Source organism: Clostridium sp. CMCC3677, from assembly GCF_023845585.1.
Lineage (GTDB): Bacteria > Bacillota > Clostridia > Clostridiales > Clostridiaceae > Clostridium > Clostridium aquiflavi.
On record NZ_JAMQHS010000001.1, the window covers coordinates 196,440 to 213,800 of the forward strand.

The window sequence follows — 17,361 nt, forward strand, 5'->3', positions numbered from 1 at the left end:
TCCTCTGTCCATGAGCATTATACTAAAATATCAATAGATTAAAAAACATAACAAAAAATTAAGGTTATAGGTAATGCATTTTATATCATAAAATGGTAAAATAATAGTATATATGCAATTGGAGGAAGAATTATGAATAAAAGATTAAAAAGAATTATTGCTATAGCACTTACAATTAGTGCATTTTCAACAATACAACCGTCAAAATACATGAACTTATTTACTACAACAGCATATGCTGCAAGTAGTCATATAAGTGATTTAAAATTAAATAAGACTGATACATCAAATGAACTTAAATTTTATAGAGATGATGAGTATGATGTAAGCACAGACTTTAGAACTAGTAGAAATGAATATTATGCTAAGACTTCATTAAGAAGTGTTAACATAAGTTGTGATACAGATTCTGATTATGAAACTTATATTTTTGCAGATAATAACAGAAGATCAACTGCATTTGAATCAGATGAGGAAATAGAACTTGGAAAAGGAACTACTACTTTATATATAAGAACTTATAAAGAAGGACGTTTTGACAAAAATAATGTAAAGAATGATGTTTTAGACGAATATGAAATTCATATAGAAAAAACTTCATCAGGTTCTTCAAATAATAGTAGTTTATATTTATCAAGTATTTCTTTAGATTACGGTAAATTATCTTTTTCTAAAACTAAGACAAGCTATAATGTAGATGTAAATTCATCTGTTGATGAGATAGAAATTAAAGCTAAACCATCAGATGAAGATTATACTGTAAGAATAGATGGTACAAAAGTAAAAGAGAGTTATGGATATGAGGGAACTGTAGATCTTAAAAAAGGTAAAAATGAAATTGAAATTGTAGTATCAGATGAAGATGATAATGAAAAGATATATACATTGAATGTATATAGAGGTGGAAGAGATTCTTCAAGTTCAGATTCAGATAAAGAAGACAATAAACAAGATCCTGTATATTTAGATGATTTAAAATTAAATAATGGAGATATTAAATTAGATTTTGCTAAAAAAGTAACATCATATGATGTAAAGGTTGCATCTTCTATAGATTCAGTAAAAATTGAAGCTGAGCCAGATGATAATGATTATGATGTAACAGTAGATGGTAAAAGTGTAAATTCTAAGAATCAAAGAACTGTTGATTTAACTTTAAATAAAAAGAATGAAATAAAAGTTAAGGTTACAAATGAAGATGATGAACAAAGAACTTATACTTTAAATATAACAAGAGGAACTGTTTCTTCATCAAGTAATAATACAAGTAATCCGGGAAATAGTAATTCTGGAAATACTACAGTGACTCCAGGGGGCGGAAGTACAAATCCAGGGTCAACAGTAACACCAGGTGGTGGAAATAATAATAGTAATTCATCAAATAGTAATGCAAGTACTATTAAAGGTAAATGGGTTAAAACATCAACAGGAAATTGGCAATATTATGATGCTAATGGAGTGGCTTTAAAGAATCAATGGTTCAAAGATACTAATAATAAATGGTATTACTTAACTGCTGATGGAAATATGAAAACAAACTGGTTACAAAACAATAATAAGTGGTATTACCTAAATTATGATGGTTCAATGGCAACTGGATGGGTTAAGTTGAATGGATTCTGGAATTATTTTAATACTGATGGAACAATGTTAGTTGGTTGGTATAAAATCGGAGACAATTGGTACTATTCAAATGCCGACGGATCTATGAGAACAGGATGGCTACAAGAAGGAAAGACAAAATACTATTTAAATGCTGATGGAACAATGCAAAAAGGACAAAAGACAATAAATGAAGTGAATTACAACTTTAATGCTAGTGGTCAATTAGTAGAATAGTATTTACAATAAAGAAAAGCATAGGATGCATCCTATGCTTTTCTTCATCCTTGGGGTAATCCAAGTTTTGTTGATACGATGGTATTTAATTTATTTATAGATAGATTAAGTTCATGTATTTGTTTTTCTAGTCTTATTAATAAGTAACTGCTAACTGCCACGGGGAAGCCTACATTACCAATTAAGTTGACTAATTCATTGATATTCATATCCTTTGCATCTCCTTAAATTTTTAAATCTTGCTTTTTAATTTTAGGTTATGTTTTAAATGTGTGTTGATATATGCAATAGGTAAAGTGGCATTGTAATTGGACTTTGAGAATTCTCAATGAGTATTGTCACATTTACTGCATGTCACAATTTTATATTGGGAGCAAGCTAAAATGGGACTATACTCATTTTAGCATTCCTAAGTTCAATTACTCCGCCCACTTTGCTTATGCATATATCAACACTCTGCTAAAATAAAGCCTAATTTTAAATTAATTTAAATATTCACTTAATTTTTTTAGAGTTTTTTTCTTTTTACGATGTAATGTTGTATATGGTATTTTAGTAATCTTAGAGTATTTTACTAAAGGATTATTCTTTATTATTATAAAGTCTATTAGTTGTCGTTCGTCATCATCTAATTTACTTAAAGCTAGTTTTAATCTCTTTTTTTCATCATTTTTATATAAAACTTCATCAGGAGTTGGTTCTTTTGATATCAATACATATTCTAAATTATCATTTAATATTAAAGCATCTGAGCCTTCAGCAGCATCTCTAGTTTTAGTTTTTCTTAATATTTGTTTTATTTCATTTTGTATTGAATTTGTAGCATATGCAACAAATTTATGTTCAGATAGTGAGTAATAATCAATGCAGCTAAAAAGTTTAGCATAACATTCATTTTTTATATCTAAAAAATCATAACCATGTGTAAAAGTTTTTGCAGCAATGTTTAATATCATTGGTTTAAATTCTTTTGCAAGTTCTTCTTTAGCTTTTTTGTCACCTAGTTTTGATAAATAAACTAATCTCTCAATAGCGTTAAAGTTCATATTTACCCATCCCCTTTTAAAAATAATTAATATTTATATTGAAAAATGCAATAAAATTGTAATATAAGTAATAAATTGTATGTTCATAAAATATATATGCTTTAACTCATGAAAAAACCAATAAAACTTTAATTTTTTAATTTACCCCTGGGGTCCAGAAAATGGAAAAAGCCATGTCGCTAGGACATGACTTTTTTTAAATTATTTTATTTAACTGTATACTTTTTAATTTCTTTTTGAGTTAATTGAGCATTTTCAATTTTAACGAAAGATCCTTTACTTGTTAAAAAGAAGTTTTTATCAATTATTAACTGCATTAAAGCTTTTACATTGTCATCAGTTAAATCATTTTTAACACCACTTATATTTATATTTGTTTTAGAACCAGTAGAATTAATAAAAGTCATTGATAATATATATTCCATTGTAATTCCTCCTAAAGATTATTAATTTTAATATTTTCTACAATAAATTACATAGATATTTAAAAAGTATAATATTGCAATTTATTGAATTTTGATGTGTGGTAATAAAGTAAGTTTTTTAGTTTAAATTTTATTCATTCATTAATTTTGATGAATCAGTTATGATATAGTTTCGACAATCAGCATCGAGTACTTTTTCTATTGCACTAGCAACTTCAAAGTAATCGTCAGCACCTATTGATGGATTAACATTTGAAAATGTTTTTTTTGTATAGATTGGATCACCTAATTTATCAACCCCCTTTTGCACCTCGATACCTAATGAACAACCTGTTACTAATTTTGTTATAGCCATAAAAGCATTCCTCCTTGTATTTTTTGTTTTGCTATATTTTAAAGGATAAGCTCACACTGGAAATTTTTGTCCAGAAGCTTTATACAAAAATATAAATTTGATTTTAAAACATAGCATTTGATTCGCTTTACACAAAAGATATATGTTAATAAGAATAAAATAACCGATTATTTGTAAAAAAAAATTAATTATTAAGCGAAAATTGGATTTTTGTGTTTAAAAAAATGGCTATAATTGTTATAATTGCTTATGTAAAGTTTATGTAGGCTTAAACGATAATTAATGTAGGATAAAAGCTTAATTTACTAACAAAAAGGGAGGAGGAAATTGCTAAAGTTAATATTCATTTAGCAATAAAATAAATGATGAAAATTAATTTTAAAAGAGTTATTTCACAATTTTTAATATTGACAGTTATGATAACAGGAATTCAAATGGGGAATATTAAATCTGCAAGTGCGGTGGAATTGAATTTAGGATTTGTTGTAGAAGCGGGTGGAGCTAATTTAGATATTAATAAAAGTTCTTCAAATGCTTATTATACGGATGAAATTGATATGTCAGTATCGACTATTAATATAAAATCAAGTGATACGTCATATTACAAACTCGAAGGGGTAACATCTAATTCAAGTGGTGTAAAAATTGCAAGTTCAACAAGCAACGGGGTTACAAGTTATAAAATAGCTATGACTAAATATAATGATTTTAATGCTACTATTAAAGTAAAAGATTTAGGAACTCAAGAAGTTAAATCTTATAATGTTACTTTTAAATTTAAAGAAGAAAATGCAGATACATTTAAATTTAACAAGATAATGATAGCTGCATCTGGTAGTGGTGGAGCAATGACTCTTGATTTAGACTATAATTCTGATGGCGATGATTACTATATCTCAGGATTAGGAGATGATATAGATACAGCTAAAGTTAGTATTGTAGATGAAAATGGTAAGGCCATAACTTCAGGTGTTAAAATTACTATGGGTGGTAAGACAGGCACCTTTAAATTATTAGGTGGGGAAAATGAAATACTTATTAGTAGAACAGTTAATGGACGTACGAAGACATTTAAACTTGTAATTGCTAAAAAAGGCAGTGCTAAATTAAAGTCTTTAACAGGTGTAACATTATCACCTAAATTTGATCCAGAAACTACGGATTATACAGCTACTGTTCCAACAGCAACAGATAAGGTTGTATTAAAACCAACAGCAGCAGATAATTCATCTACTATAAGAATAAATGGTGTTCTTGTGACTAGTGGAGCTAATAGTCAACCTATATCATTAAAAGAAGGAAAGAATGATATAACTATTAGAGTAACTACAAAAGATGGCGAAGTTGGAGTTTATAGTTTAGAGGTTACTAGAACTGAAGCACCAAGAAGTTCTTATTTAAAATCTTTAAAAATAAATTCAGCATCACTTTCACCATCATTTAATAAACAAACTTTTGATTATACAGCTACTGTTGAAAATAAAGTAACCGCTGTAACAGTTACTCCAACAGCTGAATATTCTACATCAACTATTAAAGTTAATGGAAAGAAAGTTGTAAGTGGAGGAACAACAGGTTTTATTAGTTTAGACGAAGGTTCTAACGAAATAGAAATAAAAGTTACTGATGATAAAGGCGATACGAGTACTTACGATATAGTTATCACAAGAAGATATGGAAAAGATAATGTAAAACTTTCAAATCTTAAGAGTACTGAAGGAACTTTATCACCTAAATTTGATCCAGAAACTTATCTTTATACTGTAAAAGTTGATAGAGCAGTAGGAAGAACTAAACTTGTATTTACAGCTCAAAATGATAAAGCAAAGGTAAAGATAAATGGCAAAGAGTATGCAAGTGCACAAGAATCTGATTACATTGATTTAAAAATAGGTGCAAATCTTGTCAATATAGAAGTTGTAGCAGAAGATAAGAAAACTACAACACTATATAGAGTAAGTATAATTAGAGATAAAATACAAGCTATTAATGAATGGGTATTATCTGGTGATGATTGGACATTTTATGATGCTTTAGGTAATCAAGTAAAAAATAAATGGGTAAAATATGATAATCAATGGTACTTTGTAAATATCAATGGATATATGGAAAAGAACGGATGGATTAACGAAAGTGGACAATGGTATTATCTAAATGCGGATGGAACAATGAAAAACAATTGGTTTAAAGATAATGGATATTGGTACTATCTTCAAGGCGATGGTGCTATGAAGAATTCTGGTTGGGGATATTATGATAAAGAATGGTACATGTTTGGACCTAATGGGATGCTTGAAACTGGTTGGAAACTGTATAAAGGTAATTGGTATTTCTTATTAGACAACGGTACAATGAGAAGAGGCTGGGAGTATTATGATTTAAATTGGTACTATTTAAATGATGATGGAACAATGAAAAAAGGCTGGCTATATGACGGGAAGAATTATTACTATTTAAATAATAGTGGTGTTATGAAGACAGGCTGGCAAAGAATAAATAGTAAGGATTATTATTTTGATTCTTCAGGAAAGATGAAGACTGGATATATATTCTTAGATGGTAAATGGTATAACTTAGGACAAGATGGTTCATTAATTTATTAATTTAGCTATTCTTGGACTAGCTAGTGACAGTCACCAATTGGGGTTGGTGACTGTCACTTCTGTTAATTGGTGACTGTCACCGAAAAAACGCTATGAGTTTTATTCGTAGCGTTTTTTTTATTCTTTAGGAAATTATATTGCCTGAAAATATGTGGATAACTTATGGGGATATTGTATTTTAGGGGCATGATGAGTATATCTAAAGAATAAAAAATAATCATATAAGCATTGTAAAGAGAAATTTAGCCAAGCTGGTGACTGTCACTTTACTCTGAAATAACCAAGCTGGTGACTGTCACCATATTACATTGGTGACAGGCACTTTCAACATTTATGTAATAATATGAAATAAAAGAATAAAATTGAAAAAAGACAAGCTTTTAATCTCATTAAAATGAATATGTACAAAATTTTGAGAATAAAAATGGATTTTGTAATATCCAATAGTTTTAAATTCTTTTATAGGAAATATAATCTAGTAATAAAATTTATAAAAACTATTTCCAATAAAGTCGAAAGGTGTTAAAATAAAACTATGGCATATGAGATATAAAAAACCACTTATTAAGGAATTATATTATGTAATGATTACTAATAATATGAATTGTTTTTTTATATGGTAAAGCCATAATTACAAAAGATAAAGCTTTTATTAAAGTTAAGTATTACAAAGGATAAAAGAACAAGGAGAGAAAAAAGTATGATAAAAAGAATGAACAAATTAACAGCTCTTTTAGTTGCTGCAACTGCTGTTGCTTCAATAGTTCCAACAGGGGTTAGCGCTGCTGACTACCAAAGAATAGAATCAAAAGATGGTACAATCTATAATGCAGTAGCATTTAAAGATGGAAAGTTCTTCGTTGATGGTAACGTTAAAGATGGAGATACTGATGCTGCTTACTACTTAAATGATGGAAAGTACTCAGAATTAGAAAACCTTGATACTGGAGTAGATGTTGATGGAGTATACGCTAACAAATATCTTTCAGTTGAAGGTGGAGATTACTACATCGATTTAGAAACTGGTAAAGTTATAGATGAAGATTTAAAAGAAAATACTTTAGATGATTTAGCAGTAAGCTTAAGAAAACAAATTAAAGATAAAGCGGATGACAGATATACAACTGAACATGATGAGTTAAAGAATGCTTCAGATTTCACTTTACTTGAAGGTACTAAATTTGCTGATTCTTGGTATGGCGTTAAATATGACGGAAACAATGTTTATACAGACGTTAAAGGAAACTATATAGATGCTGACTACAACTTAGGAAAAATTAAAGTTGAAGTTACAACTGGATCAAGCGCAAAATCAGTTACTTTAAACAACACTGAAGATACTGAAAAATCAATTACAGATGGACAAAAAGTATCTGCGAAAATTACTGATTCAAAAGTAATTGGACAAGACTCTGATAATATCTACAGAACAGCAACTATAACAGTAGAAGCTGGAACTGATACAATAAAATCAATAAATAATGTTACAGTAACACCAGTAGATGGTAAAGTACAATTTAAAGTTATCCAAAAAATATCAAAAGCACAAGCTTCTGATACTATAGATGGAGCTAAATATGCTAAAACAGTAGCTAACTATGCTATAACAGATAAAGATGGTGTAGATGCAACTGCTCAATTAGCTGATATGTCATTCAACGTTGTTGATGGAAAATTAGTAGCTTACAAAACAACTACAACTGCTAATAAAGTAAAAGTTGAAGCTAAAACAGTTAAATTCTCTACTGAAAGAGGATATACTTATACTGAAATTGAAGATGTAGATGCAGAAGAAGGAACAGCTTTTGATATCGACGTTGACGGTAACATGTGGTTATTAGAAAGTGGATTTGTTTATAAATTTGATAATGAAGAAGATTGGGACAAAGTTTACAAAGTAGACGGATCAATGAGTGAAATGTCAGTTTATAACAAAGACAACATGGTTGTTTGGAATGAAAAAGATGAAGTTTACTCAGTAGTTGGAAACAAAGACTCAGGAGAAGTTGAAAAGCCAGAAGTAACTACTGGATGGGTTAAAAACTCAGATGGAACTTGGACATTCGTAAAAGAAGATGGAACTAAGGCAACTGGTTGGTTAAATAACAACGGAACTTGGTACTTCTTAAATGCAGCTGGAATCATGCAAACTGGTTGGATCAACGATAATGGAACTTGGTACTACACTAATGCTTCAGGAGCTATGTTAACTGGATGGCAAAACGTTAATGGTACTTGGTACTTTATGCAAGGATCAGGAGCAATGAAAACTGGTTGGTTAAATGACAACGGAACTTGGTACTACTTACAAGCTTCAGGAGCAATGAAAACAGGTTGGTTAAATGATAACGGAACTTGGTACTTCTTAAATGCTTCAGGAAAAATGCTTTCTAATACAACTGTAGATGGATACAAATTAGGAGCTAACGGAGCTTGGATAAGATAATTATTAGATTATTATCTTAAATGAAAAAGGATGGGGTTATCTCATCCTTTTTTTATTCTTTAGGAGATTATAAAAATCTTAAGTCTGTGGATAATTTCTAGAATAGCATGTTTTAAAGATATGATAAGTATCTCTAAAGAATAAAAAATAATCATATGCCGCACCATTATTCCTTCACTGCGTTTGGAAAGGGTGCATGGCTAAAAAAATCGACGGCTCTAAAGTCGCCTTGTCGATTTTGTTCTTCTTTAGGAGATTATAAAAATCTTAAGTCTGTGGATAATTTCTAGAATACTGTATTTTAGAGTAACAGGGGGATGTACTGATGGAATTAGACTATAGTGGTTGGAAGAATTTAAAAGGAAAATGGTATTTTTTTAATGAAGGTTTTATGAAAACAGGCTGGGTTCAAGATGGACATGCATGGTATTATCTAAATGATGATGGAGAGATGCAAACTGGTTGGATTAAAGATGGTGAAAGCGAATACTTTACAAATTCAAGAGGTATAATGCAAATTGGATGGATTGATGATTGTGGAATTTTATATTATGCAAATAAAAACGGTTTAATACAAAAAGGAAAAGTTATTATTGAAAAGAAAGTATATACTTTTTCTGAAGATGGAAAACTTATTTCATAAAAATATATTAAAAAAAAGCCTTAGTGGCTTTTTTTTTGTTACTTAATAAATAATAAGGATAATTAAGGGGAATGTTTTGGAATTATATAGACAGTATAGTATAATAAAAAAATAATTTATTAATTTGGTGAAAATAATTACTGAATTAATGTATTAATATTTATATAAAGAATTTAAAGTTCCTTACGAAATAGATAGTGATTAAATAATTAAAATTTTTTACATAATATAGCAATTGATAAAATACAAAATTAGAGAGGAAGAGTGAAATGGACTTTTATAAAAATTTAAAAGTAAAAACTAAATTAATAGGATCATTTTTGTTTATGGCAATGATTGTAATATTAATTGGTTTAGTTGGAAGAGAAGCATTAATAAATACAAATAATAATGTAAAGGAAATGTATAATGTTGATTTACAAGCAATGCAAAAAATCTTATCGATAAAGGCAAACTTAGAAACAATAAATGGAAAAATATTGCTTGAAATGCATGAAGATCATAAAAATATGTTTGAAAATGCTAAAACAGAAATAAATGAAAAAGTTGAAGAAAATACTACATACATAAAAGAATATGAAGAATTAAATATTTCAGACAAAGAAAGACAAGCATTTAATAAATTTAAACAAGGTTTAGAGAAATATAGGATAGAAAGAGAAAGTTTAGTTAGTTATATTTATGAGGGTAACTTTGAAGGTGCTGAAAAAAAATATTTAGACATACAACCTATACAACAAGAAATGACTAAAAGTCTTAATGAACTTGTAGAGATAAATCAGAATATCGCTAAAACAGCTAATGAGAATAATAAAAATACTTTTATTAAAGCCAAATTATTCATTGATGTTATAACTATAATATCAATTTTAATTGCAATTACACTTGCATTAAGCTCATCACTTAGTATATCTAAGTTATTAGACAAAATGATAAATTTTGCAGAAAGGTTAGCTCTATATGATTTTTCAACATCACTTGATATTGGAACAACTAATGAATTTGGAAAAGCTGCTAATGCTTTAAATAAAGTGCAAGAAAATATAAGAGAATTAGTGAAAAATATAATGGATGATTCTCAAGACATAAGTTCAGCTAGTGAAGAACTTTCAGCGACAGTCGAAGAGTTATCAGCAAATGCAATGCATATAAATGAAGCTGTAAATGAGATTGCAAATGGAATGCATGAAACAAGTGCAACATCACAAGAAGTGACTTCAGCTGTAGAAGAAGTAGATTTAAGTATTACTCAGCTTTCTTCTAAAGCAGTACAAGGAAGTAATAATGCTAATGAATTTAAGGAAAAAGCTTTAGTAGTTCAAAATAATAGTAAAATAGCTATTGAAAATACTGAAAAGTTATACAGTGAACAAGAAAAGAAAATGATGAAAGCTATTGAAGATGGTAAAGTAGTTGATAATATAAGAGATATGGCAGATACAATATCTAATATAGCAAGTCAAACTAATTTGCTTGCATTAAATGCAGCAATAGAAGCAGCTAGAGCTGGAGAAGCTGGAAAAGGTTTTGCAGTTGTTGCAGAAGAAGTTAGAAAGCTTGCAGAACAATCATCATTAGCAGTGACTGGGATACAAGATACAATTATTGAAGTTAATAAAGCATTTAAAATAAGTATTAATACTGGTACAGATATACTTAAATTCATTCATGATGATATACAAGAACAATTTGATGCATATGGTGAAGCAGGACATCAATATTATAATGATTCTGATTTTGTAAGTAAAATGTCAGAAGAAATTTCATCTATGTCACAAAATGTAGCTTCTACAATAGGGGATGTGAGCAGGGCAATTCAAAACATGGATACAATAGCTCAAAATTCAAATGAAAGAGTGGACTTAATTAAAGAAAGTGTTAATGAGAACACAAGAGCTACAAATGAGATAGCATTGGCTGCACAAGGTCAAGCAGAATTAGCTCAAAGACTTACTGAAATGGTACAAAAGTTTAAAATTTAGGCTCTGTTTTAGCAGAGTGCTGATATATGCATAAGCAAAGTCCAATTACAATGCAACTTTACCTATTGCATATATCAATACACATTTAAAATAGAACCAAAATTTAAGAATAATTGGAAAAAATTACACCCCAGGGGTCAATGGATACCCCTGGGGTGTAATTTTTTCCAAATGAATATTGGTCAATTTTGTATTTGAACCGCTGAGTATAAGTGGTATAATAAATAAATAAAGTACATAGAAATAGAATTTATTATAGTGAATTTTTTTATTTTAGGATTATCAAGGGGGAAGAACGATGATAAAAAGAATTAAGAAAGTGATGGCTTTAGTGCTTATTGCAACTTCCATGGTAGCAATAGCGCCTAGAGATATGTTTAAAGGAAATGTTACTGCTTATGCAGCGACAACAAAGGAAGGAATGCCTACAGAGCAAGAAATAATAGGTGTATTACAAGAGGAGCTAAAAAAAGAGTATTTAGGATGTTTAGCAGTTAAAGTAATTCCGGAACCAGTAAAAACTTTAAATATAACATTAACTACTAGTGAAGCAACTAAAATAGCAACTCCAATTGCTGAAAAGAAGGCAAAACAAATTGTTGAAACAATGGGGTTAAAACCGGGTGATCCCAAATATGATGATACGGTTAAAGCTATTACTCAAAAAATACTTACACAACTTGTACCAGTATTACAAAGTGCATGTAAAAGTATTCCTATATACAAATATGCAGCAATAGGAAGCGATGGACAAACAATTATCGGAAAAGGGTTTGTTGTTGGAGGAGGAGTAGAGGCATTGTTAATACAATCTAAAGAACCTCCTATATATGTAGATGCAACAAACTTAGATACTACTGTTGTAAATGAATTGATAAATAAAATTAAAGGAATAATAGGAAATATTAGCAGCACTATTACTGGAGCTTTAGATGATGTTGCTGATTCTGTGGATAAAATTTCAAATTCTATAACTGATTTATTTGATGATTTAGATGATAGTACTGATGACTTCTTTGATAAAATAAACAAAGATGAAGGTTGGGACAAGCATGACGGATATGTTTATTACTATGATGAAGATGGTATTAAGTATAGAGGCGTTCATGAAATAAAAGGAAAGAATTATTATTTCAACAGAATTGATGGAGCTATGGAAACAGGCTGGCAAATTGTTGACGGAAAGAGATGCTATTTCTCACCTAAAAAAGGATATCAACTTTATAGTCAATGGATAAAAGATGGAGATAAAATATATTGTCTTGATGAAAAAGGTGAAGTGAGAAAATCTCAGTGGGCTCAAGATGGAGCAAATTCATGTTACTTAAAAGCTGATGGAACGGTAGCTAAAGGATGGTATTCTGTAAATAGAGATGAGAGATATTACTTTAATGAAACTACTGGATATATAGAAAAATCAAAGTGGATATATGATGATCAAGAATGGTACTATTTAAAAGACAGTGGAGTAGCAGCAACTGATTGGGAATGTATTAATGGAAAATGGTATTGCTTTAAATCAACTGGTAAAATGTATTCAGGTTGGTTTAGAAATGAAGGCAGTTGGTATTATTCAGATTCTACTGGAGCAATGCAAACAGGATGGGTATCCCATAAAAATAAATGGTTTTATTTAGATGAAAGTGGAAAAATGAAAAAGAATGAATGGGTATCAGTAAATGGAAATTGGTATTACTTCAATTTAAATGGAGAAATGATTACAAGTTCAAGATATATAGATGGAACAAAATATCACTTTAATTCAGATGGAAGTTTACAATCATAAAATTTAGGTGGCTGGCGACAGCCACCTTTTATTGATTGAAAAATAATTATGAATTTATAACTATTTATTGTATAATGTATTAATATATAAGCTTATTATGGAAAAATTGCTATAGATGTACATTATAGGAGAGGGCGATAGAATATGAATAAAAAATTAAAGAGAATTATCACAATGACACTTATTATTGGGGCATTTTCTTCAGTATCACCAGTAAATTATAGAGTTTTTAATAATGAAAAGGTTTATGCATCTACACATAATGATGAGTATTTACTTAAAAAACTAGGTGTATTTGAAACTAAAAGTGGAGATGAAATTGATTTATTAGATAGTGAATGGAAAAAGACTAATTTTAATAAAAAATCTAAAGCAAATTATTGCGTTAAAGTGGATAGTAATGTTGATTCAATTAGAATAAATGCTTCTACTAATGCTACAGATTACTCCATATATAAGAATGATGGAAAAAAGAACTATAAAGGAAAAGATATTTTATTATCTGATGGAATAACAAAGATTTATGTAAAAACTTATGAATCAAAATCAGATGCAGATGATGATAAAAATGTTAAAAAAGAATATAGAATAACAGTTAAGAAATCTTTAGAAGATAATAAAAATTCATCAAATGAAATTAGTGATGAGTCATCATGGAATTTAGAACAATATAAAGATGATGAAGTAAAAAATGAAAATAATTTATTAAGTAAATTTGATAATAAAGTTTTAAATAATACAAAGAGAAATCAATGGGTTATGGTAAATGGACTATGGCAATATAATAATTACATTGGTAATCCACTTAAAGATGAGTGGATCCATGACACATCTAAGGATAAGTGGTATTTTTTAGATTCTTATGGAAATATGGTGACGGGATGGCTAAATAAAGGAGATAAATGGTATTATTTTGATTCAAATGGAGAAATGGTTACTGGCTGGAGAAGTATTGATGGACAATGGTATTATTTTAATTTATTAGGGAAAATGATGAATGAAAGAGTATTAGATAATGGAAATTGGTATTATTTTTTACCTTCTGGCGAATTGATCTAATTTATGTTGGTGACAGGTATGTTGGTGACAGTCACTTTTTTGAAGTGGTGACAGTCACCTTTGGGCAGAGGTGAATCTGTAATGCATTGGATTTACAGGTTTTAGCTGAATTAAATTGAAAATGGTGACAGTCACCGATAGGTAAATGGTGACTGTCACCATTTTTTTTGGTATAATAGTCCAAAAGGATAATTTTGGAAAGATATTAGGGGGATTGAATTATGAATAAAAGATTAAAACACATAATTGCAGCTACTCTTGTAGTAAGTGCATTTACAACTATTGCTCCAGCAAAATATATTAATTTAGGTATGGTAAATGCATATGCATCAAGTAGCATAAGTAAAGATGAGTTTGATGATCTTGCTGTATACAAGGGTTCAAGCTCAAAAAAATTACAACTTTATAGTTCTTCAAGTTGTAAGGATTCTGATGAAGTAGATTTTAAATTTAATACAAAGACATATTACGTTAAAATTTCAGGTAGCACAGATTCTGTAAATATTAATGCTGATATTGATAGTGACTATGAAGCGCATGTATTTAAAGGAAATAAAGATACACCACATGATCTTGAGGAAGAGATAGAAGTGGGATCTGGAACAACAACTCTTTATGTAAGAATATATGAAAATGGAGAGTTTGAAGATGATGATGTTGAAGAAAATGTAGTAAGAACTTATAAGATATATGTAAAAAATGGATCTGACTCTGATGATGACAATGCTTCAGATAAGATCTATTTAAAGGATATAACTTTAAGTAATGGAGATATAAGTTTTAATAAGAAAAAGACTTCTTATGATATAAATGTTGCTGAATCAGTAGATTCTATCAAGATTAAGGCTGTACCAGAAGATGATGATTATACTGTTGAAATTGATGAAGATACAGTCGATGATGGAGACAAATATAAAAAAGAAGTTGACCTTAAAAAAGGAAAAAATACTATTAAGATAAATATAGAAGATGATGATGATAACAAGAGAACATACACTTTAAATATAACTCGAGGAGGAACATCTACTTCTAATAATCAAAATACAAATAATAATACAAACAATAATTCTAATACAGTTAAGCCAAGTACACCAGGCAATACTGATAAAAAATGTGATCAATGGGTAAGTGCTAATGGAGTTTGGCAATATAATGACTCAAATGGAAATGCTATTAAGAATAGATGGTACAGTGATAGATCTTCAGGAAAATGGTATTACTTAGATCAAAATGGATATATGAAAATAGGTTGGTTAAGAGACGGAGACTCATGGTATTATCTAGACGAAAATGGAGCTATGAGAACAGGATGGGTACTTTGTGGAAATGATTGGTACTATTTAAATAACAATGGATCAATGCATACAGGGTGGCTACAAGATGGATCAAATTGGTACTTTATTAACAGAAATACTGGCGTAATGAAGAGCAATGGTTGGATTGTAGATAATGGAAAGTATTATTATTTTAGTTCATCAGGAAAGATGCTTTCTAATGTTACAATGAATGGATATGTATTAGGTGCAGATGGGGCTTGGATAGGAAGATAATAAAAAAGTACCCAAAATTAACCTTTTTGATGTATTATTAATGAGTATAAGTTATGACAAAAGAATTAAGAATATCTTAAGCTTAAATTAATTTACTTGTCGTCATTGTCATGGTAAAATATACAACATATAAGGGAGGAATGGTAAAATGAATAAAATATTGAAAAGAACAATAGGATCATTACTTGCTGTAGCGACCTTTGCAACAGTTGGTCCTGTAAAATATACAAACTTATTTACAACAGAAGCTCATGCATCTACAAGTAAAAATTCTGATATGATAACTGATATAAACATTGGTAAATCAGAAGGTGATGATGATTATAGCTTATATGATAAGAAGAAGTGTAAGAAAAAGGTTGACTTTGATGCCGGAAAAACAGATTATTATGTTAATGCTAAATCTAAAAATAAAGTTTATGTAAGTGCAGATGTTAAGTCTGGATATTCATATGAAGTATATAGAGGTTCTAAAGAAGCTGATGATGGTAAAATTTCACTTAGCTCATCTTCAACTAAGGTTTCTGTAAAAGTATATGAAAATGGAAATGTTGAAAATGGAAATAAGAAAACACTTAAAGAAACTTATAAGATAACAGTATTACGTAATAGAGACAAAGATGACGATGATGATGATGATGATGACGATTATGATGATATCTATTTAAAAAATCTTGAAGTAGATGATAAAGATGTTAAATTAAAGGAAAGCAAAACTACTTATACTGTAGATGTTAAAGAAAGTAAAACATCAGTTAAGATTGTAGCTGAACCAGATGAGGATGAATATAAAGTAAAAATCGATGGAGATACAGTTGATGATGATGATGATTATGAAAAGAAAGTCACTTTAAAAAAAGGTAAGAATGAATTTAAAATAAGAGTTAAAGATGATGATAAAAATGAAAGAATATATACATTAATCATCAATAGAGGATCATCTTCTGATAAAGATGAAGACAAAGAAGAAAATAAGAATAACTCAAACTCAAATAATAACACAAATGTAACTGCTAGACCAAACCAATGGATAACAGTTAATGGACAGTTAATGTACAATGATTCATTAGGAAATCCTATCAAGAATGCATGGTTCATAGATAGAAACACTAATGCATGGTATTATTTCCAAGCTGATGGAACAACAAAAAAAGGTTGGTTTAGTAGTAATGGTAATTGGTACTATTTAAATCAATATAGTGGTCAAATGCAAACAGGATGGTCTTATATAAATGGACAATGGTATTGCTTAAATTCATCAGGTGCTATGAGAACAGGATGGATAAAATCTGATTGGAGTGGTGATTGGTATTACTGTGATGGATCAGGAAAAATGCTTAGAAATACAACTGTTAATGGGTATAGATTAGCATCAAGCGGTGCTTGGGTAAGATAATATAATCTTATTTTAAGTTAAGACTATGTTTTAAAACATAGCCTAAGTTAAAAATGCTTTAGAGATATGAAATTTTCTCTAGGGCATTTTTTATTACGTTACTTTTAGAATATAATTTAATTAATATTTAAAATTTATGTAAAGTTTTTGTTAAAAATGTAAAATTATAAACACATATTTTTAAAATCTATTGAATGCTGGAAAAAATATGTTATAATTATATTAAATTTT

At 29.0% G+C, this 17,361-nt stretch carries 13 protein-coding genes; 9 read left to right on the top strand and 4 right to left on the bottom strand.

The genetic code is table 11. The features are described 5' to 3' along the window. The first annotated feature begins 132 nt into the window (after nucleotides 1–132). Complete coding sequence (locus NG901_RS00810; RefSeq protein WP_252211752.1) at nucleotides 133–1,839, top strand: cadherin-like beta sandwich domain-containing protein; 1,707 nt, start codon at nucleotides 133–135, stop codon at nucleotides 1,837–1,839. Between the two features lie 44 nt (nucleotides 1,840–1,883). Here NG901_RS00810 and NG901_RS00815 read toward each other — a convergent pair whose 3' ends face one another. From NG901_RS00815 to NG901_RS00830, 4 genes are all read right to left on the bottom strand, one after another. After that, nucleotides 1,884–2,048, bottom strand: a complete 165-nt coding sequence (locus tag NG901_RS00815) for a YvrJ family protein (RefSeq protein WP_205449997.1) — start codon at nucleotides 2,046–2,048, stop codon at nucleotides 1,884–1,886. A 273-nt stretch (nucleotides 2,049–2,321) separates the two neighbouring features. Beyond that, nucleotides 2,322–2,885, bottom strand: a complete 564-nt coding sequence (locus NG901_RS00820) for a sigma-70 family RNA polymerase sigma factor (RefSeq protein ID WP_252211753.1) — start codon at nucleotides 2,883–2,885, stop codon at nucleotides 2,322–2,324. A gap of 206 nt (nucleotides 2,886–3,091) precedes the next feature. Further along, nucleotides 3,092–3,310 carry a DUF2922 domain-containing protein gene (locus tag NG901_RS00825; protein WP_252211754.1) on the bottom strand — a complete coding sequence of 73 codons (219 nt, stop codon included), beginning with the start codon at nucleotides 3,308–3,310 and terminating at the stop codon, nucleotides 3,092–3,094. Nucleotides 3,311–3,440: 130 nt separating this feature from the next. Then, nucleotides 3,441–3,665, bottom strand: coding sequence for a DUF1659 domain-containing protein (locus NG901_RS00830; protein ID WP_205449994.1), 225 nt, complete (start codon nucleotides 3,663–3,665; stop codon nucleotides 3,441–3,443). Between the two features lie 365 nt (nucleotides 3,666–4,030). Here NG901_RS00830 and NG901_RS00835 point away from each other — a divergent pair, with 365 nt between their 5' ends. From NG901_RS00835 to NG901_RS00870, 8 genes are all read left to right on the top strand, one after another. Continuing rightward, the gene (locus NG901_RS00835) at nucleotides 4,031–6,268 is read left to right on the top strand and encodes a cadherin-like beta sandwich domain-containing protein (RefSeq protein WP_502800112.1); all 2,238 of its coding nucleotides are present in this window, start codon (nucleotides 4,031–4,033) and stop codon (nucleotides 6,266–6,268) included. Between the two features lie 700 nt (nucleotides 6,269–6,968). Next, nucleotides 6,969–8,714 carry an N-acetylmuramoyl-L-alanine amidase family protein gene (locus NG901_RS00840; RefSeq protein WP_252211756.1) on the top strand — a complete coding sequence of 582 codons (1,746 nt, stop codon included), beginning with the start codon at nucleotides 6,969–6,971 and terminating at the stop codon, nucleotides 8,712–8,714. A gap of 325 nt (nucleotides 8,715–9,039) precedes the next feature. Next, nucleotides 9,040–9,357, top strand: coding sequence for a hypothetical protein (locus NG901_RS00845; protein ID WP_252211757.1), 318 nt, complete (start codon nucleotides 9,040–9,042; stop codon nucleotides 9,355–9,357). Between the two features lie 269 nt (nucleotides 9,358–9,626). Then, a complete protein-coding gene (locus tag NG901_RS00850) occupies nucleotides 9,627–11,339 on the top strand; it encodes a methyl-accepting chemotaxis protein (protein WP_252211758.1) in 1,713 nt (570 codons plus the stop codon). A 298-nt stretch (nucleotides 11,340–11,637) separates the two neighbouring features. Beyond that, nucleotides 11,638–13,125 (top strand): N-acetylmuramoyl-L-alanine amidase family protein, encoded by a 1,488-nt coding sequence (locus NG901_RS00855; RefSeq protein WP_252211759.1) that lies wholly within the window; start codon nucleotides 11,638–11,640, stop codon nucleotides 13,123–13,125. A gap of 144 nt (nucleotides 13,126–13,269) precedes the next feature. Next, nucleotides 13,270–14,184 (top strand): N-acetylmuramoyl-L-alanine amidase family protein, encoded by a 915-nt coding sequence (locus NG901_RS00860; protein ID WP_252211760.1) that lies wholly within the window; start codon nucleotides 13,270–13,272, stop codon nucleotides 14,182–14,184. A gap of 221 nt (nucleotides 14,185–14,405) precedes the next feature. Beyond that, nucleotides 14,406–15,734 carry a cadherin-like beta sandwich domain-containing protein gene (locus tag NG901_RS00865; protein ID WP_252211761.1) on the top strand — a complete coding sequence of 443 codons (1,329 nt, stop codon included), beginning with the start codon at nucleotides 14,406–14,408 and terminating at the stop codon, nucleotides 15,732–15,734. 148 nt (nucleotides 15,735–15,882) lie between these two features. After that, nucleotides 15,883–17,130: a cadherin-like beta sandwich domain-containing protein gene (locus NG901_RS00870; protein WP_252211762.1), complete on the top strand. Its 1,248-nt coding sequence runs from the start codon at nucleotides 15,883–15,885 to the stop codon at nucleotides 17,128–17,130. The last annotated feature ends 231 nt before the right edge of the window (nucleotides 17,131–17,361 follow it).